Annotated in this window: 20 protein-coding genes; 9 read left to right on the top strand and 11 right to left on the bottom strand. The window is 62.3% G+C overall.

Annotation, left to right across the window (positions count from 1 at the left end; all coding sequences use genetic code 11):
- The first annotated feature begins 154 nt into the window (after positions 1-154).
- The 4 genes from FJ950_RS22150 to FJ950_RS22135 all read left to right on the top strand — a co-directional run bounded on the left by FJ950_RS22150 (position 155) and on the right by FJ950_RS22135 (position 3,362).
- Positions 155-1,033 carry a branched-chain amino acid aminotransferase gene (locus FJ950_RS22150; protein ID WP_140618587.1) on the top strand — a complete coding sequence of 293 codons (879 nt, stop codon included), beginning with the start codon at positions 155-157 and terminating at the stop codon, positions 1,031-1,033.
- A 171-nt stretch (positions 1,034-1,204) separates the two neighbouring features.
- Entirely contained in the window at positions 1,205-1,807 is a 603-nt protein-coding gene (locus FJ950_RS22145) for a superoxide dismutase (RefSeq protein ID WP_140618585.1), read from the top strand.
- Positions 1,808-1,964: 157 nt separating this feature from the next.
- Complete coding sequence (locus FJ950_RS22140) at positions 1,965-2,402, top strand: cytochrome c (RefSeq protein ID WP_140618583.1); 438 nt, start codon at positions 1,965-1,967, stop codon at positions 2,400-2,402.
- Between the two features lie 9 nt (positions 2,403-2,411).
- Positions 2,412-3,362: a cytochrome c gene (locus tag FJ950_RS22135; protein WP_140618581.1), complete on the top strand. Its 951-nt coding sequence runs from the start codon at positions 2,412-2,414 to the stop codon at positions 3,360-3,362.
- On the opposite strand, the gene FJ950_RS22130 is transcribed toward FJ950_RS22135, so the two are convergent.
- The 3 genes from FJ950_RS22130 to FJ950_RS22120 all read right to left on the bottom strand — a co-directional run bounded on the left by FJ950_RS22130 (position 3,359) and on the right by FJ950_RS22120 (position 6,656).
- Entirely contained in the window at positions 3,359-3,760 is a 402-nt protein-coding gene (locus FJ950_RS22130) for an SET domain-containing protein-lysine N-methyltransferase (RefSeq protein ID WP_015318651.1), read from the bottom strand. The two genes, FJ950_RS22135 and FJ950_RS22130, sit on opposite strands and share 4 nt — an antisense overlap.
- Positions 3,761-3,910: 150 nt before the next feature.
- Positions 3,911-4,537 (bottom strand): LysE family translocator, encoded by a 627-nt coding sequence (locus tag FJ950_RS22125; RefSeq protein WP_140618579.1) that lies wholly within the window; start codon positions 4,535-4,537, stop codon positions 3,911-3,913.
- 19 nt (positions 4,538-4,556) lie between these two features.
- Positions 4,557-6,656, bottom strand: a complete 2,100-nt coding sequence (locus FJ950_RS22120; RefSeq protein ID WP_140618577.1) for a S9 family peptidase — start codon at positions 6,654-6,656, stop codon at positions 4,557-4,559.
- A 113-nt stretch (positions 6,657-6,769) separates the two neighbouring features.
- Here FJ950_RS22120 and FJ950_RS22115 point away from each other — a divergent pair, with 113 nt between their 5' ends.
- Both FJ950_RS22115 and FJ950_RS22110 read left to right on the top strand, forming a co-directional pair.
- Complete coding sequence (locus FJ950_RS22115) at positions 6,770-7,138, top strand: SH3 domain-containing protein (protein WP_140618729.1); 369 nt, start codon at positions 6,770-6,772, stop codon at positions 7,136-7,138.
- 450 nt (positions 7,139-7,588) lie between these two features.
- On the top strand, positions 7,589-8,017 hold the full coding sequence (locus tag FJ950_RS22110) for a MucR family transcriptional regulator (RefSeq protein ID WP_015318648.1): 429 nt from the start codon (positions 7,589-7,591) through the stop codon (positions 8,015-8,017).
- 86 nt (positions 8,018-8,103) lie between these two features.
- Here the strand turns inward: FJ950_RS22110 and FJ950_RS22105 are convergent, their stop codons facing one another.
- Both FJ950_RS22105 and FJ950_RS22100 read right to left on the bottom strand, forming a co-directional pair.
- Positions 8,104-8,532 (bottom strand): SufE family protein, encoded by a 429-nt coding sequence (locus FJ950_RS22105; RefSeq protein WP_015318647.1) that lies wholly within the window; start codon positions 8,530-8,532, stop codon positions 8,104-8,106.
- A gap of 100 nt (positions 8,533-8,632) precedes the next feature.
- Positions 8,633-8,980: a DUF5330 domain-containing protein gene (locus tag FJ950_RS22100; RefSeq protein WP_015318646.1), complete on the bottom strand. Its 348-nt coding sequence runs from the start codon at positions 8,978-8,980 to the stop codon at positions 8,633-8,635.
- Positions 8,981-9,513: 533 nt separating this feature from the next.
- Here FJ950_RS22100 and FJ950_RS22095 point away from each other — a divergent pair.
- The 3 genes from FJ950_RS22095 (at position 9,514) to FJ950_RS22085 (ending at position 12,441) form a co-directional block, all read left to right on the top strand.
- The gene (locus tag FJ950_RS22095) at positions 9,514-11,265 is read left to right on the top strand and encodes a HAMP domain-containing sensor histidine kinase (protein WP_140618575.1); all 1,752 of its coding nucleotides are present in this window, start codon (positions 9,514-9,516) and stop codon (positions 11,263-11,265) included.
- Entirely contained in the window at positions 11,240-12,022 is a 783-nt protein-coding gene (locus tag FJ950_RS22090; protein WP_140618573.1) for a peptidoglycan-binding protein, read from the top strand. Before FJ950_RS22095 ends, FJ950_RS22090 begins: the two co-directional genes overlap by 26 nt.
- Before the next feature lie 71 nt (positions 12,023-12,093).
- Complete coding sequence (locus FJ950_RS22085; protein ID WP_140618571.1) at positions 12,094-12,441, top strand: DUF1491 family protein; 348 nt, start codon at positions 12,094-12,096, stop codon at positions 12,439-12,441.
- On the opposite strand, the gene FJ950_RS22080 is transcribed toward FJ950_RS22085, so the two are convergent.
- The 6 genes from FJ950_RS22080 to FJ950_RS22050 all read right to left on the bottom strand — a co-directional run bounded on the left by FJ950_RS22080 (position 12,419) and on the right by FJ950_RS22050 (position 20,134).
- A complete protein-coding gene (locus FJ950_RS22080; RefSeq protein WP_140618569.1) occupies positions 12,419-13,444 on the bottom strand; it encodes a hypothetical protein in 1,026 nt (341 codons plus the stop codon). The two genes, FJ950_RS22085 and FJ950_RS22080, sit on opposite strands and share 23 nt — an antisense overlap.
- 497 nt (positions 13,445-13,941) lie before the next feature.
- On the bottom strand, positions 13,942-14,511 hold the full coding sequence (locus FJ950_RS22070; RefSeq protein ID WP_140618565.1) for a DUF1254 domain-containing protein: 570 nt from the start codon (positions 14,509-14,511) through the stop codon (positions 13,942-13,944).
- Positions 14,504-15,088, bottom strand: a complete 585-nt coding sequence (locus FJ950_RS22065; protein WP_015318639.1) for a DUF1214 domain-containing protein — start codon at positions 15,086-15,088, stop codon at positions 14,504-14,506. The genes FJ950_RS22070 and FJ950_RS22065 overlap by 8 nt, the downstream gene beginning before the upstream one ends.
- Before the next feature lie 109 nt (positions 15,089-15,197).
- A complete protein-coding gene (locus tag FJ950_RS22060) occupies positions 15,198-17,351 on the bottom strand; it encodes a penicillin-binding protein 1A (RefSeq protein ID WP_140618563.1) in 2,154 nt (717 codons plus the stop codon).
- Positions 17,352-17,574: 223 nt separating this feature from the next.
- Positions 17,575-18,507, bottom strand: coding sequence for a dimethylarginine dimethylaminohydrolase family protein (locus tag FJ950_RS22055; RefSeq protein ID WP_140618562.1), 933 nt, complete (start codon positions 18,505-18,507; stop codon positions 17,575-17,577).
- Positions 18,508-18,547: 40 nt separating this feature from the next.
- Positions 18,548-20,134: an amidohydrolase gene (locus FJ950_RS22050; protein ID WP_181171380.1), complete on the bottom strand. Its 1,587-nt coding sequence runs from the start codon at positions 20,132-20,134 to the stop codon at positions 18,548-18,550.
- Positions 20,135-20,203 lie beyond the last annotated feature (69 nt).

Here is a 20,203-nt window from a genome sequence, read left to right as displayed (position 1 = left end):
GCAACAGTTTTGAGGCGAGGCGGGACAAGGTGCAAGCCTTGATTGCAGCGCACCCGTCGCTGGCCTCAACAAAACTCCCCGATGCTGGTTGACGGCGGCGGTCAAAGCATCATCCAATGTTGTCACACAAGATTGACCGGAACGGGAAAACGCGATGACACTGGCGGCGGCGGCGCAATCCGCGACATGGACTTTCGTCAATGGCGATTGGTACGAAGGCAATGTCGCCATTCTGGGGCCGCGCAGCCATGCCATGTGGCTCGGCACCAGCGTGTTCGACGGCGCGCGGTGGTTCGAAGGCGTGGCGCCCGATCTCGAACTTCATGCCGCACGCGTCAATGCCTCGGCGATCGCGCTTGGGCTGGCGCCGAACATGACGCCCGAGCAGATCGTCGGGCTGACCTGGGACGGGTTGAAGAAATTCGACGGCAAGACGGCGGTCTACATCAGGCCGATGTACTGGGCCGAGCATGGCGGCTACATGGGCGTGCCGGCCGATCCCGCCTCGACCCGTTTCTGCCTCTGCCTCTATGAATCGCCGATGATCTCACCGACCGGCTTTTCGGTGACCGTGTCGCCATTCCGGCGCCCGACCGTCGAAACCATGCCGACCAACGCCAAGGCCGGTTGCCTCTATCCCAACAACGGCCGCGCCATCCTCGAGGCCAAGGCGCGCGGCTTCGACAACGCGCTTGTGCTCGACATGCTGGGCAATGTCGCGGAGACCGGAAGCTCGAACATCTTCCTGGTCAAGGACGGCCATGTGCTGACGCCGGCGCCGAACGGAACCTTCCTGTCCGGCATTACCCGCGCGCGCACGATGACGCTGCTTGGTGACTATGGGTTCACGACGACTGAAAAGACGCTGTCGGTGCGGGATTTCCTCGAAGCGGACGAAATCTTCTCGACCGGCAACCACTCCAAGGTGGTGCCGGTCACCCGCATGGAGGGCCGTGATCTGCAACCCGGCCCGGTGGCCAAGAAGGCACGTGAACTCTATTGGGAGTGGGCGCATTCGACCTCGGCTGGCTGAGATAGCCGGCCTTTTTGTCGCCGCGCGGCTGGTCACAGGAAAAGCATGTGACAGTTCCCGGGAACCCGCTTAGAAAGGGACCGGCGCTTCACTTCCGGAGTTGCTCCAGCTCAATCCCGACCTATCTTACTCCGGTATCCACACCGGATTTTCCACGAGGGAGTACTACCCATGGCTTTCGAATTGCCCGCTCTGCCCTACGACTATGAGGCCCTGCAGCCCTATATGTCCAAAGAGACGCTGGAGTATCACCACGACAAGCATCACAAGGCCTATGTCGACAACGGCAACAAGCTCGCCGCCGAAGCCGGCCTTGGCGATCTTTCGGTCGAAGAGGTGGTGAAGCAATCGTTCGGCAAGAATGCCGGTCTCTTCAACAATGCTGCCCAGCACTACAATCACATCCATTTCTGGAAATGGATGAAGAAGAGCGGCGGCGGCAACAAGCTCCCTGGCGCGCTGCAGAAGGCTTTCGACAGCGATCTCGGCGGTTACGACAAGTTCAAGGCTGATTTCATTGCCGCCGGCACAACGCAGTTCGGTTCGGGCTGGGCCTGGGTTTCGGTCAAGGACGGCAAGCTGGCGATATCGAAGACGCCGAACGGCGAGAACCCGCTGGTTCATGGCGCATCGCCGATCCTCGGCGTCGACGTCTGGGAGCACTCCTACTACATCGATTATCGCAACGCCCGGCCGAAATACCTCGAGGCCTTCGTAGATAGCCTGATCAACTGGGATCACGTGCTTGAACTCTACGAAAAGGCGAATGCCTGATCAATCTTCCGAAAGGCCCGGCACCCCCGGGCCTTTTCTTTTCGTCTCGAACCCCACGGCTAGGGTCATGCAATTTCATGCGGGAGAATGGGAATATTCCACCTCCCGCATCCGTTAACGTCCTGTCCTGAAATGCCTTCACCACGGAGCCAAATGAATGAGAAAGCTTGTCATCGCCATCTCCATGCTCGCACTCGCCGCATCGGCGGCCTTTGCCGATCCGATCCTCGATCGGCAGGCTCTGATGAAGGAACGCGGAAAGATCGTCGGCGGCCTGTCGAAAGTGGTCAAGGGCCAGGAGCCCTTTGATGCCGCCGCGGTGCTGACGCAGTTGCAGGCACTGCAGGCAAATGCCGAGAAGTTCGACGTAGAGGCCTTGTTCCCGAAGGGCACCGACACCGGCGACACCACGGCGGCGCCAAAAATCTGGGAAGACATGGCCGGCTTCAAGGCGACCGAGGACAAGTATCTCGCCGATGTCAAGGCTGCGGTCGCGGCGGCTCCGGCCGACGTCGATGCGCTGAAGACGCAGATCGGCACCATCGGCTCGGACTGTGGTACCTGCCACCAGGGCTACAGGGTCAAAAAGGGCTGATCGCCAGCCATGGCATGGCTGAAGAAGCTCGTCGGCGCGGCCCTCGTCCTGGGCGTCGCCGGCGCGTCGGCGGGGTGGCTGCTGTCGGCACCGGTCACGCTTGATGCGGCGACCCTGGCGCAACTCGGCCCAGGCGATGTTGCCCGGGGCAAGCGCATCTTCTATGCCGGCGGCTGCACCTCCTGCCATGCCAAGCCCGGGTCGCAGGGCGATGCACGGCTTCAGCTCATAGGCGGGCTCGAACTCAAGACGCCATTCGGCATCTTTGTTCCGCCCAATATTTCGCAAGATCCTAAGGACGGCATCGGCGCATGGTCGGCCGGGGATCTCGCTAACGCCATGCTGAAAGGTGTGTCGCCTTCGGGCGAGCATTTCTATCCGGCATTCCCCTATGCCTCCTATGCTCGCATGAAACCGTCAGATGTCGCCGACCTTTACGCTTTCTTGAAGACGCTTCCCGCCGTCGCTGGCAAGGCGCCCGGCAATTCGCTGGCGTTCCCGTTCAGCATCCGGCGCGGCATTGGCCTGTGGAAGCGGCTCTATCTCAGTGACAAGCCTGTCGTGCCCCTGCCTGATGGCGCGCCAGACCCTGTGATGGCAGGCCGCTACCTGGTCGAAGGACCGGGCCATTGCGGCGAATGCCACACGCCGCGCGACCTCGCTGGAGGCACCAGGAAAAGCGAATGGCTGGCCGGTGCGGTGGCCGCCGAGGGCTCGGGCGTCGTGCCGAACATCACTTCGGGCGAGGGAGGTATCGGCAGCTGGTCCGCGTCCGACATCGCAAACTACCTCGAAACCGGATTCACGCCGGACTTCGATTCCGTCGGCGGCGCCATGGTCGACGTGCAGCGCAACATGGCCGAGCTGACGGCGGACGACCGTGCGGCGATTGCTGCCTATCTGAAGGCGGTGCCGCCGCATCCCAACGGCTATCCGGCGCGCAAGAAAAGTACGAATTAATCCTCGGACTGCAGGTGGCGATCGCCGAGGAAATCGAAGCCCGTTTCGAAGAAAAGGTTGTAGTTGCAGGTCATCTCCTCGCCAGGCGCGATGTCGCGCAAGGCGTAGGTCTCCTCGGGCGACGAGACATCGCAATTCGGCTCGTCGTCATGGTTCATGTAGCGGGCATCGTCGGCTTCGAAGACGATATAGGCGGGATCGCGACGGTCGGGGTAGGAATAGCGGTCGAGGTAGTTCTTCACCGGCCCGGTTTCGCTCTCATAGGTCTCGACGTCGATGATCCGATCGAACCGGGGGTCGAGCTTCCAGACCAGCGTGCCCTTGGCAATATGGTTCTTGGCAAACACACCGATGCCCTGGATCGGCGATTTGTCGAGATAGACGTCGACGAGCAGCATAATGGACCCTCGTGCAAGTGCGGACTTCGTGCCCGGGAAAACCGTGCCTTGGGTAGCGCGCGACCGTCGCAATTGCGAGCGGAAATGAGCCGCGCGGAATTCAAAAAGTGATGATCATCAGGCCTGCCAGCGGACGTGGGTCGCCTGGCCTCAGCGCTCTTGCAAGGCGAGGCGGACACCCAGGGCGCAGTAGATGCCGCCGACAACCTTGCCTTGCCATTTCAGCACTGTCGGATTTCGGCGCAGGAAACTGCCGAGCCGCCCTGCGCTCACGGCAAACACGACCGTGCTGAAAAGCCCCAGCATGACGAAGATGATCCCCAATACGGCCAATTGAACCATCACTGATCCGTTTTCGGGCCGCACGAACTGAGGCAGGAACGCCAGGAAGAAAAGCGCGGTCTTGGGGTTGAGCACCTCGGTCAGGACAGCCTGTCGAAACGCCTTGCCGGCGGAGCTTGCAAGCGCGCCGGCGGTCGGATCGGTTGGCGCTTTCTCGATGATGGCCCGAATGCCGAGGTAAACGAGGTAGGCCGCGCCGATATACTTTACGATGCTGAACAGCGTCGCCGATGTGGCGATGATCGCCGAGATCCCAACCATCGCCATGGCGGTATGAAACACATCGCCGGCCGCGATCCCGCCGCCTGTGGCGATTCCGACTCTCGTCCCCGAACTCGTTGCGCGGGCGATCGTCAACAGCGTGGCCGGGCCAGGAATGAAGACAAAGCCGAGCACAACCGCGATGTAAGCTATCGCTGTGGCCAGATCGATCATCGCAGCGTTCCTCCGTGAGCTATGCCTTGTCCGTCACCTTCAGCGTGAAGGCATAAGTATAGGCGATCTCCTCCAGGCGTGAAAACCGGCCGGAGGCACCGGCATGGCCGGAATCCATGTTGATCCTGAACAGTACCGGATTGTCGCCGCTCTTGCGGTCGCGCAGCCGCGCAACCCATTTGGCCGGCTCCCAATAGGTGACGCGCGGATCGGTGAGACCGGCGAGCGCCAGGATCGGCGGATAGTCGAGCGCGGCGACATTGTCGTATGGCGAATAGGCGGCGATCGTCAGGTAATCGTCGGCCGACGCGATCGGATTGCCCCATTCCGGCCATTCCGGCGGGGTCAGCGGCAGCGTTGCATCGAGCATGGTGGTGAGTACATCGACGAAGGGAACCTCGGCCACGATGCCGCCGAAGCAATCCGGCGCCATGTTGGCGATGGCGCCCATCAGCATACCGCCGGCCGAGCCGCCTTGCGCGACGATTCGGTCATGCGCGGTATAGCGCTCGGCAACGAGGTGGCGGGCGCAGGCGATGAAATCGGTGAAGGTGTTCATCTTGTGCGCCCGCTTGCCGTCGTCGTACCAGCCATATCCCTTGTCCTTGCCGCCGCGCACGTGGGCAATGGCAAACACGAACCCACGGTCCACCAGCGAGAACCAGTTGGTGTTGAAGGCGGCCGGCACGGTGATACCGTAGGAGCCGTAACCGTAGAGCAGGCATGGCGCGGAGCCATCCAGCGGCGTGTCGCGGTGATGCAGAAGCGAGATCGGCACCAGTTCGCCATCGGCCGCCGGCGCCATCAGCCGCCTCGTGACGTAGAGGTGCGGATCGTGGCCGGACGGCACTTCCTGGGTCTTGAGCAGCACACGCTCACGAGTGCGCATATTGTAGTCGAACATCTGCGACGGTGTCGTCATCGACGAGTAGGAAAAACGCATCATCTCGGTGTCGTATTCCAGGGACCCTGAAAGGCCGAGCGAGAAGGCTTCCTCATCGAAGGAAATCAGATGCTCTTCGCCGCTGGCCCGATCCCGCACGACGATGCGCGGCAGGCCTTCCTTGCGCTCGAGCCGCACCATGTGGTCCTTGAAGCCGATCACCGACAGGATCAGCCGGCCGGGTTCATGCGGCACCAGTTCCTGCCAGTTGGCGCGGACCGGGTCGCTCGCCGGCGCCGTCATGATCTTGAAGTCCTTGGCACCGTCCGCGTTGGTCAGGACGAAGAAGATATCGCCGCCTTCCTCAAGTTCATATTGAAGGCCGGTCTCGCGCGCCGAAACCAGCTTCGGCTCGGCAAATGGATCGCTGGCGCTTAAGAGGCGATATTCCGAAGTCTCGTGATCGTTGATGCCGATCATGATCCATTGATTGTTGCGGGTCCCGTCGACGTTCATGAAGAAGCCGGGGTCGGTTTCCTCGTAGATCAGCCGGTCGGTTTCAGGGGCCTGCCCCAGTGCGTGAAACAGCACCTTCGACGGCCGGTGGTTTGGGTCGAGACGCGTATAGAAGAACCCGTCATTGCCCGCGTCCCAGACGCCCGAACCGCCGGTGGCCTGTATCTGGTCCGCCAGTTCCTTGCCGTCGGCAAGGTCGCGCACACGCAGCGTGTAGAATTCCGAACCCTTGTCGTCGAAGGCCCATAGCAGCTTGCTATGATCGGCCGAATGATCGACGCCGCCAAGCCGGAAATAGGCCTTGCCCTCGGCCTCGGCGTCGCCGTCGAGCAGGATCTGCTCGGGTCCGCCGCCGCGCGGCGTTCGGAAATAGCGCGGCTGCTCGCCGCCGAGCTTGAAGGAAGAGCCGTAGGCATAAGGCCCGTCCTTCATGGGAACGGAAGAATCATCTTCCTTGATGCGGCCCTTCATTTCCTTGAAAAGCTGCTTTTGCAGATCTGACGTGTCGGCCATCAGCGTCGACTGATAGGCATTCTCGGCTTCGAGTTCGGCGCGGATACCTGGATCGAGCAAGGAAGGATCCCTGAACATTTCTTGCCAGTTATCCGCTCGCAGCCAGGCATATTCATCGGTTCGCGTGATGCCGTGATGCGTGTCCGAGACGGGCCTTTTCTCGGGGGCAGGGGCGCTGGCGATTGGAAATCGGGAAGTCCTGGTCATTGCGTCTCGCTCTGGAAATATCTTGAATGACGAATGAACACGCCGATCAGGGCAGGTTCAAGAGCTGTGGCGTAGAGTTGGTGTCGGCCCATGCGACGGCCGGGGGAGAGAAGATGACTATTCGGTCTCGTATTGCTGCGGCTTTCGCCGTCGCTTCGCTAAGTCTGGTCTTTGCCGGCCAGTCTCATGCGACCGTATTTTCGGCTTGGCAAGTGGCCAATGTGCCGTTCGGCGACACGCTCAATGTGCGCAAATATCCGTCGGGAACATCCCAGAAGCAGGTCGCATACCCGAACGGGACCGTCCTGCAGATGACCGGACGATGCACCGGCGGCATAAACCTGCTCGATATCGCCAATCAACCGGCATGGAAACAGCAGCAGACGGTTCGCTATCGCTGGTGCGAAGTCTGGCATGAGCCGGCCAAGAACGGCACCTTCGTGACCGGCTGGGCCTATGGCAGATATATCATCCCGTATTGAACGACCATCGATTTTGGCCCCGACGGGTTCGACCGGCGGGCATGTCGCCTGGTTGCCTGCCCGACAGAGAGGAGCGGCAACCTGTGGTTTTGAGGACAGATGCGAACAACCAAGTTTGCCGAAGCGACGGCAAAGCAAACGAGAGCATTGAAACCTGATTTGTGAGTTATCGCGAATGTAACGGTGAACTGACGTTACGTCAGGCTTTATCGGTTTGGCGGGCGAAATATCGAAAAATTACATGATGCACGAAAGATTGAAGCTGATCGCGGAATAGTTGATCAAGATTCATAAATATAATGCGCGCAACGAATTGACTTACTTGACCTGCGGCCGCATTGATGTCCCCGTGACACGAATCGCGGCAGCTCTATCTGCGCAAATTCGTGCAATGCCCTGCCTGTAAAAAGGGGCACAGACCGACGTAACTCTTGTTGGGGCCTGAAGACCATGGATATTGTCGAAACACCTTCCAGAAACAATGATGCGCTGATCGAGCTCACCGCCGACGTGGTGGCTGCCTATGTCAGCAACAATCCGGTGCCGGTCGGCGAACTGCCGAACCTGATATCCGATGTCCATGCCGCCCTCGGGCGTGTGGGCGGAACCGTCGAACAGGCGCCTGCCGACAAGCAGAAGCCGGCTGTCAACCCGAAGCGCTCGGTTCATGACGACTACATTGTCTGTCTCGAAGACGGCAAGAAGTTCAAGTCGCTCAAGCGTCACCTGATGACCCACTACGATCTGACGCCCGATCAGTATCGCGAAAAGTGGAACCTGGACCCAAGCTATCCGATGGTTGCCCCGAATTACGCGGCGGCCCGCTCGCAGCTTGCCAAGAAGATGGGCCTCGGCCGCAAGCGCAAGGCGGCGCGGTAGTCGCTGCTTGCCAGATTGGATTGAAATCAAACGGCGCCTTCGGGCGCCGTTTGATTTCAGGGGTGGGCGGAAGATCGACAGGTCGATCAGGCAGTCTGGGCGAGCGCCATCTCGGCATCGCGTTTGATGCGCTTGACCATCGAGCGAAGACCGTTGGCACGCTGGGGCGACAGGTGCTCGTCGAGGCCGAGTGCCTTCAGCGTCGCTTCCGCATCGATTTTCTGGATTTCGCTGGCCGTCTTTCCGGAAAACAGCGCCAGCATGATCGCAACCAGTCCGCGCACGATATGGGCGTCCGAATCGCCGGTGAAAGTGATGACGGGGTCGGCGCCCGGACCCCGTTCGGTGGTCAGCCAGACCTGGCTGACGCAACCTGGCACCTTGTTGGTGGCGTTGCGCTCCGCATCGGGAAAGGGCGGCAGCGCTTCGCCGAGTTCGATGACGTAACGATAACGATCCTCCCATTCGTCAAGGAACGAGAAGTCGTCGCGGATCGTCTGGATCGTGGTCGTCATGACCCGGATATAGTCACGCGGCGGCGCCGCGTCACGGAAAAAACAAGGACACCGCGGGCGTCGAGAGGGCAGACTGCCCGCGGTGCGCCGTCGAGACGGCTTAATTGTTTATCGGCAGGTTGACCGTTTCAGGCAGGACGACTTCCGGTACGCTGCCCGTCATTGTCGAGGTATCGGGGCCGGCGGACTTGTCGTCCAGCATGGCCGCCGCGATCTTGGCAGTTTCCTTGGCGCGTGCGGTGATGGTGTGCATCGCCGACTTGCCCGTCTCGCAGACATCGGGCTTGCGTTCGCAGATACCGGCGATGTCGCCGACGGCGTCTCGCGCCGCGAACAGGGCCTGGATCGGCCCGACGCTTTCCTGGCCCGTTTCATCGGACCCGACACCCAGCGGCAGCGCCAGCAGCACCAGTGAAAACCAGAAAGCCATTCTTATCAGGAAGAACATGCCTTGCCTCTCGTCGTGACCGGATCATGCATCATATGGCATGACCTCTTTTATGGGCAGGATGTTGACACACAGGCACAAAGGACGGCTTGCACGATCGCCGAGAATTTTCCTCAAATTTTAGGCAAATTCGAAACGAAGCGTTTTGCTGTCGATTTGTTTCATATCGGAACGATTCTTCTCACCATTCGATAACCATCTATCCCGTTGAATGAATTGTGTCTTCGAGGAAATAAAGCGGCTTCGACGACTTGGCCCGCGGTCCGACGACAGGGCCGCCAGGATAACCCTCCGTTTACTATGGCTGCATTTGACCGGGTTTTCGGCCGCCGTCATCCCGATATTTGCCGCAGGGCGGGCCTTGGTCGGCCCTGCCTTATCCATTCCTTAAACGCTGGATGCGAGTTTCAAAGCCAACCAAGACAATCTGCAAAAGCAGAGCTGTTCACGACGAGTGCGAGTGCGTTGAATTGATGCCGATCGAGGCCAGATACGCTGAATTGCCTGGTGCAATAGCGGCCGGTTGTGAGCGCATGGTTCATCCCAGCGTTCTCGAACGGAGCGACCGCGAGCGCCAGCGCCGTTTCATCGGCGTGATGCTGGCCGCGCCATTTTTTGCAGCGGGTGCCGCGGTCACGCTGGTTACATCGGGGATGGGCGCCGCGGTGACCATGGCCGCCATTTTCGCGGCCTTCGGCCTGTGCTGGTTCGTCGCCCTGCTGGTAGCCGCTACCGGCAAGATGGCTGCCGCGGGGCCGATCGCCCTGGCGATGGCGGCGCTTGCCCTTGCCGGTCTCATCGGTGCCGCCGGCGGATTGAGTTCACCTGTCGCCATGCTTACCCTGGCGCTGCCATTCGAAGCCTGGTGGATCGGCGCGTCACGGCGTGCGGCATTGTGGGGGGGCGCGACAGCCGTCATCGCCATCGCCCTTCAGTCCTTGTCGGCCGCCTTCCTTCCATTGGCGGATGCGCACATCGCCGCCTGGCATTGGCTGGTGCCATTGGCCTGGGCGCTGGCCCTCATCCCGCGGATATCGGCTTTTCGCGGCACCGCCGGCGCGGCCGATACGCTCGATGCCGGTGATCGACTGGAAGACATCATCGACGCGGTGGTCTTGCGGGTCGCCCGCCATGGCGAAGTCGTGGATGCATCCGCCAAGTCGCGTACGCTTCTGAAATTGCCGCCTGAGCTGTTGTCCGGAACGGGCCTCTTCGATCGGGTCCACCTGTCGGATCGTGTCTCCTATCTCAGCGCCCTGGCCGACATGCGTGACGGCGCACGGTCGCGCCGCCTCGACTTGCGCATCAGGCTGCCCCAGAGTGGCAACGGCGCCCACAATGGAAATGGCTTTGTGGCCGACAATTACCAGCCATTCGCGCTCGAACTGGTGCGTAGCGAGAAACAAGGCGACGTCTTCACGCTTGTCCTGCGCCAAAATGACGAGACCGCGCGGCTGCGCGAAGAACTGGCGCAAGCCAATGAGACGGCCGCCGCCGCCGAAGTGGCTAAGGGCCGGTTCCTGGCAGTCGTGAGCCATGAACTGCGCACGCCGTTGAACGCCATCATCGGTTTCTCCGACATGCTGCTGCACGAGATGTTCGGCGCCTTCAAGGATCCGCGCCAGAAGGAATATGTCGGTCTGGTGCGGGATTCGGGCCAGCATCTGCTGGCAGTCGTGACATCCATACTCGACGTATCGAGGATCGAATCGGGCGTCTACGCCACCGAGCCGGAGCCGTTCCGGTTCGTGGAAGCCGTGGACATGTGCCAGTCGATGATGCGGCTGCAGGCGCAGGCCAAGAATATCGACCTGCAGACGCAGATCGCCCCTGACGCCGGCGATATCAATGCCGATCGCCGCGCCGTACAGCAGATGCTCATCAACCTCGTTTCCAACGCGATCAAGTTCACCCCCGACGGCGGCGATGTCGTCGTCGGCGCCAAGCGGATCGGCTCACGTCTGCATTTCTGGGTGAGGGACACCGGTATCGGCATCGCCGAGGAGGATTTCGCCAATCTCGGCAAACCCTTCACGCAGATCCAGAACGACTATACCCGCCGTTTCGAGGGCACGGGTCTCGGCCTTTCCCTGGTGAAGGGGCTGGTGGCCTTGCATGAAGGGACCATGTCGATCGAAAGCATGCCGGGCGAGGGCACCACGGTGACCATCAGCCTGCCGGTCGGCGGGCCGAAGGGGCGCCCCGCCAACCCGACCGGAGTGCTGACAATGCCGGTGACGAGGGCGAAAGGGGACGGAAATGGCTCGCTCCGCAAAACAGGCTAAGGCGGTCAAACGCCGCGGCAATGCCTTTCAAGACGGCGCCATCGCCGTCGGCGGCATGATTTCGCGCAATCCCGTCCTGGTGGGAGGATCGACCGCATTCCTGGTGACGCTGTTCTATGTCTCGGCGAATGCGCTATGGTATCAGCCTTTCCCGCACGCCGGGGCGTTTTTCGCCACACGCAATTTCCAGGGCTTTCCGCACGCCGCCGCCGACGAGCCCGAGACGACAATCAACATCGTGCGGTCCAATGCCGCGCCCGCCCCGATCAAGGGTGACCCGGTGGTCGAGCAGGTGCAAGGCATATTGAAGGACCTTGATTTCTATTCCGGCACCGTCGACGGCATTTCCGGCCCCAACACGCGCAAGGCCATACAGGCCTATCAACAGAAGGTCGGGCTGAACGCCTCGGGCGAGATCGACGCACTGCTTCTGGATCAACTGGGTGCAACGCCGAAGACGGCTGCCGTGCCGAAACCGCAACCTCGTCCTGACATGCCGCCGGCCGCCGTTCCCGTGTCCTTGCAGACCAACGAGGCACAGGCGAACGCCGCTTTGCAGGGGCCTGACCCCCGCATCGTCAAGATCCAGGCCGGGCTGAAGGCCTTCGGCAATGACGACATGCAACTGGATGGCGTCGTCGGTGCACGTACCAAGGCGGCGATCAAGGAATTCCAGTCGCTGTTCGGCTTGCCGCAGACCGGCGAGCCCGACGAGATCGTCTACGTCAAGATGCGCGAGATCGGCCTCACCAACTGACGGCCGAAAACGACGGCTCGCCCTCCACGGGAAATTTCGGTAGAGAGCCCGCATGTCGTCGGGAGTCTTCCATGCGCGTAACCGCTGATCTGTGGGTCTCGGCCCTGTTGCGCCGGGTTTTCGGCGTCGGCGGATTTGCCGCCGTGGTCAATCGCGGCGCGACGGAGGCCGGGGCCGTGTTCATCCTGGCGCGGGGCAGGCTGGGTGAAACGGCTCTCTACGGGCCGGCACCGCAGACAAGCTACGATTCGGCCAAGCCCGAAGACCGTTTTTTCAGCCTTCTCGCCGCCGGCAATGATGCCGCCGTGCTGGATGCGAGACTGGAGCGCGAGAAAAAATTCGATCCCGACATCTGGGTGGTCGAGATCGAGGCCGGTAGCGTTCCCGTCGAGGAACTTATTTCCGTGAAGACGCCCTGAGGCCGGGGGCGTCGGCTTCGTCGCTGTTGGAGGCCCTGCGGCTGTCGCCGTTTGCCGGTGGCTTGCCGCGAACCGTCTTGGACAGGGTTTCGGCCTTCCACTCCCGCACCTTATCCAGGGCCGCGTCGCGATGCAGCAGGCGGTAGCGGTCGAGATAGGCGCGGATGGCCTGGGGATGCGGGAACAGGCCGGGATAGACGGCGACAGTGATCAGGAATGCCCGGTCCTCGCTGAAGTCGAGCGAACGCAGCGCCGCAAGCAGCGGCGCATAGTTCTGGTGGGCGGTCAGCGATTGCGCAATCGAAAAATCAATGTCGAGAGCGTCCGCCAGCGCGGTGTGGAAGAACGCGGCGTTTCCGGTCAGTGCGGTCTCGCGCAGTTTGACAAAGGTGTCCGCACCGGGAAACGCATCGACCTTCGCCGCCAAGGCTTGGTCGCCGGTGCGCATCATGGAGCGCAGCTTGCGCCGAGCGCTCTCGGCGGCAACGCCGGGCGTCTGCTGAGTTTCCGCGCTGTCCGCCGTCGCTTGCGCCTTCACGACAAGGCTCTGCGCCGGGGCTGCTTCCGGATCCCGCGTCCGCACCAGGGTTGGTCTTTCGAGCGCCCTGATTAGATCGGCGATGGTCGGGTTCAGGTCCTTCCGCCGCGCTATGGCGCGCGCATGCGGCAGCCCATGCCGGCCAATCAGCGCGATCAGGTCGATGTCGCTGACGGCGCGCGAGCGGATGAGCAGTGGAGCGGCAATGTCGACCGGTTCCTCGCAGAGGCGCCGCACCAGGGCCGCGGGTGCGTATTCGCATTCGGAAAGGGCGGCTGCCACGTAGCGCCGCGATTCGACGGATACATCATCGAACAGAGGCAGCGTCAGGTCTTCGAGTTGGCCGATCTCCCGGCGCGACGGCCGCGTCAGCGAGCAGAACGCGGAAACGGCGGCGCGGAACAGCCTTTCGGCTTTTCCCGATTGCGTCCTTATCGCGATTTGCCTGAAATCCGAAGATGACACGAAGGATACGCCTGACACCAGATACACACTCGACTTCGCGCACCGGGACTATGTCGGTTTCGCGATTGCCTCGGTCAGAACTCACTGACCGGGGAACAAAGATCAATTTAGCCGCGATCCGTTAGCGCTCCGTTAACCCTCTGCCGGCCTTAATGATATTTGGAGGCGTTGCGTTGTGCTCCGGGGAAACCGAGAGGAATGCGCGAATCATGGGCATGGTACTGTCTTTCGTGCCGCGTGCGGCACCGGCCAATCGAGCCAAGCAAACCACCGAAATACCGGCGGCTGTGATCATATTTCCCGGCATCCGTTATGAGCGGTCCAGCATCGGCGAAGCGCGGCCTGCAGGGCCAGACAAGCCGGGATCGCCACGGACGCCAGTCCCCCATCACTGAGCAGTCCCCATCACTGAGCAGTCCCCCATCACTGAGCTTTGCTGAAGCCATGGTGTGGTCCGTCAGTCCCTCTGCTCCGGATCCGCGATCGAGGATCGCGGCTTAGAAATCCTGCAACTCGCAGGAACTCTGATCGAGAAAGCGCGACACGATCGGCTTCCAGCTCTCGTCGGGTACGAAGCTGCGGATGACGAAGATGCCTTCATCGATGGGCGCCTCGACGAAGATCGCTCCCTGAAGATCCTCGGGCAGGTCCTTGCGCACGTCGATCATCTGCGCCGGCGTCAGCACGACGGCATCCAGCTTGCCGCCCGCCGCCGTGTGGTCGTTGAAGGAATAGATGTTGTGACCGCTGCGGTCATAGACCGACACCGACCAGAACGGGACGTCCCCCGGCGCCTTGATCCGGACCATTCCTTCCTCGAGGTCGAAGCGGCAGGCCGTTGCGTAGAACAGCGGGTCAACCGATTTCACCACCGGTGCGCCGCCCGCTTCGGCATCGAGCCGGTTCATCTTGTAGAGATCCGAAGCCATGGAGAGACGCGACCAGGCGTCGCGTTCCGAAAATTCCGGCACCAGAAGCAGGACGACAATGTGGACGATGCCGGCGCCGACGAGGCCGAGCAGGATGGCATGCAGAAGCCTGCGCAATGCGGCACGCAAACTACGCATCGCAGCCCGCCTTGACGATCCTGGGCAGCGAAACGTCTGACAGGCCGGTGCTGCTGGCGATCGGCGTGTCGTAGAGGGTCAGGACGAAATACATCCGTCCAGAACCGTCGGTCAGCAGCCAGTTGCCCGGCATCGGGTGATGGCCCACGGATATAATCACGGAATTGTCCGGTTGGCGTAGCACCTCGTAGGACTGAAGAGCCGCAAGCCGCGATTTGCCGGTCTCGACGACGCCGAGCGACTGATCGGCGGCATAAAGCGTCCAGAACCGCGCTGTCGGAAATCCGCCCTCGATCCTGTAAGTGCATTCCCGCTTGAGCTGGTCGCCGGCGGCATCCTTTTCCGCCACGAAGGACAGGCCCTCGGCGCGACCAAGCGCCAGCACGCCCTCGCGCGCCACGCGGGCCTTGGAATAGGGGTCCGCGGCCGGTGTGCCGATGTCGGGGAAGGCAGTCCACTGGCCGATCCTGATTGCGCCGACACCGTCCTGGATCTTCAGCGCATACCAGACGCTGGCACCGCCTCCGCCAATGGCTATGGCAAGCGAAATCAGCATCAGGAAGGCGTTCTTGAGCATGAAGGGCCAGGTGCGCGCAGGATTGCCGTTCGGGGATATCGCGGCGCGGGGCCTTGTGGCAAGCAGGCGTGATGGATTTGCCAGTCGGTCTTGTCTCAGCGGGCGGATATCACAGTGCCGACAACGTTTCGGGTGAAGCGGGGGCGTCGAGTTTGGGGGCCGCCTGGAACATCTGGCTCATGTCCCGCAACGTCTGTGTGGTTCGACTGGACAGCACCGGCGGCCGCTCGGCGGCGGCTTCAGCCGCTGCCTGCTCCTCGCTCTTCTTCTGTGCCTCGGCGGCCTTTGCCGCGACCTCCTCGTCGACGAAGGGCTTGTCTATCCCCGGGATCGGCTTCAAGTCGATGTTCTGGTGCGCGTAGACCATCAACCGCTGCCACACCATCGCCGGCAGCGAGCCGCCGGTCATGTTCTTGGTCGGGGTGAAATCGTCATTGCCCAGCCACACGGCTGCCGTGTAGTTGCCGGTAAAGCCGACGAACCAGGCATCGCGGTAGGATTGCGTGGTGCCGGTCTTGCCGGCGACGACGATGTTGGGAATTTGCGCCCGCCGCGCCGTGCCCATCACCGGCACGGCCGCCAGCATGGTGTTCATGGATTTCAGGGCCTGCTCGGACAGGACGCGATGCGGCGGCGGCGCGTCCTTGGTCCAGTCATACACCACGTCGCCGGTGCGGGTTACGAGCTGGGTGATGCCGTGCCGGGAACCGACGAAGCCATTCTGGGCGAACACGCTGTAGCCCGTCGCCTGGTCCATCACGGTCATGCCCGAGGTGCCGAGCACCATCGTCTTGTGCCCTTCGAGCGGCGATTCCACCCCAAACGATTCCGCCAATGCCTTGATCGGCGCGATGCCGAGATGGTCCTTGGCCAGCCGCACCGGCACGGTGTTGATCGACTTGGCCATCGCCATAATCAGCGTGATGTTGCCCGCCGACTCGCCGCTGTAATTGTGCGGCGACCAGTTGCCCCAGCTGATCGGCCCGCCAGAAATGATCGAGTTCGGCGTGAAGCCGTGTTCCATCGCCGTGGCGTAGACATAGGGCTTGAACGATGAGCCGGTCTGGCGCAGTGCCTTGGTGGCGCGGTTGAACTGGCTGGCGCCGTAGTCGCGGCCGCCGACGATCGCCCGCACCGCGCCATTGGTCTCGATGACCACCACGGCCCCTTCGGTGACGTTGTACTCCTTGCCGAACTGGCGCAGGTGGAACTCGACGGACTCCTCCGCCGCCTTCTGGATGTTGGCGTCGAAGGTGGTGTGGGCAACCAGCGAGTGCTGGCCTGGCTTGGCGATCTTCTTGACCTCATCGAAGGCCCAGTCGAGGTAGTAGTCGGGGCTCTTCTGTTCGCCGCGGTCGACGACGTCGGCCGGGTGCAGTCTGGCCTGCAGCACCTGGCCCTCGGTCATGAAGCCGGAATCGACGAGGTTGGACAGCACCACGTTGGCCCGCGCGCGCGCCGCCGGCAGGTTGATATGCGGCGCATATTTGGTCGGCGCCTTGAACAGGCCGGCCAGCATCGCCGCCTCGGCAAGGTTCAGGTCCTTGACGCTCTTGCCGAAATAGAAGTCCGCCGCCGCCTCGATGCCGAACGTGCCACCGCCCATATAGGCGCGGTCCAGATAGAGCTGCAGGATTTCCTTCTTCGACAGATTGGCCTCCAGCCACAGCGACAGGAACGCCTCCTTGATCTTGCGCTCGAACGTGCGCTCATTGGTCAGGAACAGGTTCTTGGCCAGCTGCTGGGTGATGCTCGAGCCACCCTGGACGACCGAATTCGCCCGCACGTTCTCGAAGATCGCGCGCGACAGGCCGAGCACATCAATACCGTAATGGTCGAAAAACCGGCGGTCCTCGGTGGCGAGCACCGCCTTGATGACATGGTCCGGCATCTCGTCGACCGGCACGGAATCGCGCTGTATGATGCCGCGCTGGCCGATCTCGTTGCCATAGCGGTCCAGGAAGGTGACGGCGAAGTCGCCCTGGGCACGCCAGTCGCCGGTGGTGTCCTGGAAAGCGGGTATCGCCAGCGCCAGCATCACCACCATGCCGCCGGCGCCGAGTGTAAAACCTTCGCTCAAAAGTTCTATGAAGCCGCGGCGCCAGCCCTTGAGACGGAAGCGCCGCGAGAAGATCGTCGCGGCCTCCCAGAACTGGCGCGCCTTGAACCCGATTTCATAGAGCGAGGAGTCGAGCCACGCGTCCAGCGCCAGCAACCAAGCGGCGATCGGACCTCTTCTCTTGCGTGGTTCAGGGCTGACCATTCAAAAAACCCGGCTCGGTTCTGGCGCGACCTGAAAACCGCAAGCGGGCAATTTCAGGGCGGCGCCCTGTCCGACTATTCATCCATTTACCGACACTCACAAGGGCGGCGAGGACACAGGGGCACGGTTTGTTGATGGAAGAGCCAGGTACCCGGCGGCCGGTTCCTCGCCCGCCAGGTACTCGATCCGGCGAGCGGGGGCAGTTTTGCCGTTTTCCCGACTATCAGGCCGCCTCGCGTTTCAGCGCCTGTGCCATGCAATGGATGCCGCCGCCGGTCTTGGAGATTTCGCTCATGTCGACGGCCGCGACCTCGAAGCCGCGCGCCTTGAGCTTTTCGATCAGCGTCTTGCTGGACGTCGGCGCGATCACCCGGTCCTTGCCCAGCGACATGAAGTTGCAGCCGAGCGCCATCGTATCCTGGAAGGGAACGTCGATGATCTCGTGACCCTTGCCCTTCAGCCAGTCGACGATGCCAGGCTCGGTGCAGGCGAGGCAGACGGCAGTGAGCTTTTCGGCGATCGGCACCACCATCAGGTCGATATGGACGTAATATTCGTCGATGAAGGCAATGCGTGTCTCCCAGCCTTCCTTCTCGAACCAGGCCTGCACCTGCCGGGCGCCTTCCTCCTGCGTGCGGGCGCCGCCGCAGCCGATCAGCACCACGCCGTCCTCGATGACATTGAAGTCGCCGCCCTCGAAAGTGCCGGCCGTAACCATGTCGTAGATCGGGATGCCGAGCTTTTCATAGGTGCGGATGGCGGCGTAGTTCTCGCCGCGCCGCCACCAGTTGGCCATGGCGGTGATGATGGCGCCATAAGGCGTCATCACGCTGGAATCGCGGGAATAGACCTGCATCGGCAGTTCCGGCGTCGGCTCGTGCCAGTGAATGTTGACGCCGAAATGCTCGTAGGCCGCGACAAGATCCTTGTGCTGTGCCTGCGCGATCTGAACGTTGCAAGGGGCTTCACGCAGGTGCTTGCGCGACAGCGAACTGGTCGACAGGTGGCGCAGGAAATTCGGCGATCCGAGCAGCACGTCGGTCAACACGTCGGTTTCGTTGGCGAAGCCCCAGACGGTCAGCGGCTGGGTGCCGCCGGCCGGGTTGCGGCGTTGCAGCGAAAACGGCTCGGCGATGATGCGGTCATGGACGGTCATGCGGGTTCTCCTCGTGGGCTCTTCTAAAGGGTTGGTCAGGTCATGCATTGCTTGGGATCCACCAGTCGCGGCCGCGCGCGGTGGTGACATATTCCGGCCAGCGAAAGTTGATCGGCGGGTCGTAGTCGCAGAGCGGCGCGATCCAGTTGGAGCCGCCGACGCCACCGCCGGTACGGGTGATGAACTCGTCCATTGCCGCATCGCGGGCGGTCTCGTCCTCGAGCAGGCGCAGCGCCGTCAGCGCGACCGTCTTGGCGGCGCAGATGACCATCGGGTCGATCGTCGCCGGAATGCCACCCAGCGCATTCATCACCCAGGAGGGATAGGCACCGCCATTCGCCGAGCGGAGCGCTGGGCGGGCGACATAGAAGCGGGCGGTCGGCGCGTGCCAGCTCATGTCGGTGTAGTCGTCGGAGGTCGAGTTCACCTGGGACGGCGGCAGGTCGCGGCGCAGGATCGCCTCGGCCTCTTGTGGCGAAATCAGCCGCTCAAGCTCCTCGATAAAAGGGTTTTCGGTAGCAGTGCCGCCGGTATTGACCTGGATTTCCCGCGCGATTGTTCTGGCGACTTGGTCCCAGCGTGGCGGCCCGACCGTCGACAGGGCTTCATAGGCAATCCCGGCCATGGCATGGTTCGCGAGCCCAGGCCGTGACTTCGACACCCAGTGCCGCTCGTAGCGGCAGCCGCTGATCGCAGCCGCGGCCGCGGCATTGCGGTCGAGCACCGCCGTTACCTGCTCGGCCATGCCGATGGTGGGCACGCGGATCATGTACTGGATCTCGGCCAGTCCCGCCGGCAGATTGTCGGCCGTGGCCTGGCCGGCCGTCAGGATAGCCTCGCTGATCGACCAGCCGCCCTGGTGTGGCAGCATGGAATCGCGCAACGCCTTGGAAGCCATGTACATGGTCATCAGTGCATCGTTGGCGCCCGGTGCCCTGACCGCCGAATGCGCCTGCGGGATCGGTGCGCCGTCGCTTGCGCGAACCCAATTTTCGGGTTCGTCGCAGACGAAGCGATAGATCATCGCGTAGGCCGCGCCGCAATGCGTGTCCCAGCGCGCGGTATTGCAGAGCGGCAGCATGTAGAAGGGATGGAAGGAGATCATGCCGGCAAGGTCGTCATAGTAGCCCTTTGCCGCATGGATCGGCTTCGAACCGCGCACTTTCTCAGCCGGCTCGCCGGTAAAGCGCAGCGTGCCTTGGATTTCGTGGCGCTGCATGGCGGCTTTGGTGGCGAGCAGGCCGCCGAGACTTGCTATGCCGAGCCCCGAATGCGGGTCGGTATGGCCGCCGGCCTCGGCGCCAAGGCCAGGTCGCGGCTGCCTCACCGTCACGGCGTCCTGGCAATTGCCGGGCACGGCATCATATTCGGCATACATGCCCACTGTCGGTCCGGCACCGTTCGTCCAATGGGCGCAAAGGGCGGTCGGCATGCCGCCCGAGCCTTCCTCGACCGAAAATCCCTCGCGCTTGAGTCGATCGACATACCAGGCGGCCGACTGGTACTCGCGCCAGGCGGTCTCGCCGAAATCGAAAATGGTGCGTGTCCATGCCGACAGCAGGGGCTGGATGCCGTCCAGGCAGGCAAGCGCGGTCTCTTGCGCCGATGTCGTCACCGGTTTCTCCATGCTCTAGAAGAAAGCAGTGAAGCGGCTCGCCAAAAAGTGATATGTTTTCCTGGTTCATGCAAATTCGGT

Source organism: Mesorhizobium sp. B2-3-14, assembly GCF_006442175.1.
Taxonomy (GTDB): domain Bacteria; phylum Pseudomonadota; class Alphaproteobacteria; order Rhizobiales; family Rhizobiaceae; genus Mesorhizobium; species Mesorhizobium australicum.
This window is presented reverse-complemented; position numbering and strand designations above follow the sequence as displayed.

What these genes read in the sequence shown, in the direction of transcription:
- FJ950_RS22150 (WP_140618587.1), top strand. Translation starts at nt 155, where the DNA reads ATGACACTGGCGGCGGCGGCGCAATCCGCGACATGGACTTTCGTCAAT.
- FJ950_RS22145 (WP_140618585.1), top strand. Translation starts at nt 1,205, where the DNA reads ATGGCTTTCGAATTGCCCGCTCTGCCCTACGACTATGAGGCCCTGCAG.
- FJ950_RS22140 (WP_140618583.1), top strand. Translation starts at nt 1,965, where the DNA reads ATGAGAAAGCTTGTCATCGCCATCTCCATGCTCGCACTCGCCGCATCG.
- FJ950_RS22135 (WP_140618581.1), top strand. Translation starts at nt 2,412, where the DNA reads ATGGCATGGCTGAAGAAGCTCGTCGGCGCGGCCCTCGTCCTGGGCGTC.
- FJ950_RS22130 (WP_015318651.1), bottom strand. Translation starts at nt 3,760, where the DNA reads ATGCTGCTCGTCGACGTCTATCTCGACAAATCGCCGATCCAGGGCATC.
- FJ950_RS22125 (WP_140618579.1), bottom strand. Translation starts at nt 4,537, where the DNA reads ATGATCGATCTGGCCACAGCGATAGCTTACATCGCGGTTGTGCTCGGC.
- FJ950_RS22120 (WP_140618577.1), bottom strand. Translation starts at nt 6,656, where the DNA reads ATGACCAGGACTTCCCGATTTCCAATCGCCAGCGCCCCTGCCCCCGAG.
- FJ950_RS22115 (WP_140618729.1), top strand. Translation starts at nt 6,770, where the DNA reads ATGACTATTCGGTCTCGTATTGCTGCGGCTTTCGCCGTCGCTTCGCTA.
- FJ950_RS22110 (WP_015318648.1), top strand. Translation starts at nt 7,589, where the DNA reads ATGGATATTGTCGAAACACCTTCCAGAAACAATGATGCGCTGATCGAG.
- FJ950_RS22105 (WP_015318647.1), bottom strand. Translation starts at nt 8,532, where the DNA reads ATGACGACCACGATCCAGACGATCCGCGACGACTTCTCGTTCCTTGAC.
- FJ950_RS22100 (WP_015318646.1), bottom strand. Translation starts at nt 8,980, where the DNA reads ATGTTCTTCCTGATAAGAATGGCTTTCTGGTTTTCACTGGTGCTGCTG.
- FJ950_RS22095 (WP_140618575.1), top strand. Translation starts at nt 9,514, where the DNA reads ATGGTTCATCCCAGCGTTCTCGAACGGAGCGACCGCGAGCGCCAGCGC.
- FJ950_RS22090 (WP_140618573.1), top strand. Translation starts at nt 11,240, where the DNA reads ATGGCTCGCTCCGCAAAACAGGCTAAGGCGGTCAAACGCCGCGGCAAT.
- FJ950_RS22085 (WP_140618571.1), top strand. Translation starts at nt 12,094, where the DNA reads ATGCGCGTAACCGCTGATCTGTGGGTCTCGGCCCTGTTGCGCCGGGTT.
- FJ950_RS22070 (WP_140618565.1), bottom strand. Translation starts at nt 14,511, where the DNA reads ATGCGTAGTTTGCGTGCCGCATTGCGCAGGCTTCTGCATGCCATCCTG.
- FJ950_RS22065 (WP_015318639.1), bottom strand. Translation starts at nt 15,088, where the DNA reads ATGCTCAAGAACGCCTTCCTGATGCTGATTTCGCTTGCCATAGCCATT.
- FJ950_RS22060 (WP_140618563.1), bottom strand. Translation starts at nt 17,351, where the DNA reads ATGGTCAGCCCTGAACCACGCAAGAGAAGAGGTCCGATCGCCGCTTGG.
- FJ950_RS22055 (WP_140618562.1), bottom strand. Translation starts at nt 18,507, where the DNA reads ATGACCGTCCATGACCGCATCATCGCCGAGCCGTTTTCGCTGCAACGC.
- FJ950_RS22050 (WP_181171380.1), bottom strand. Translation starts at nt 20,134, where the DNA reads ATGGAGAAACCGGTGACGACATCGGCGCAAGAGACCGCGCTTGCCTGC.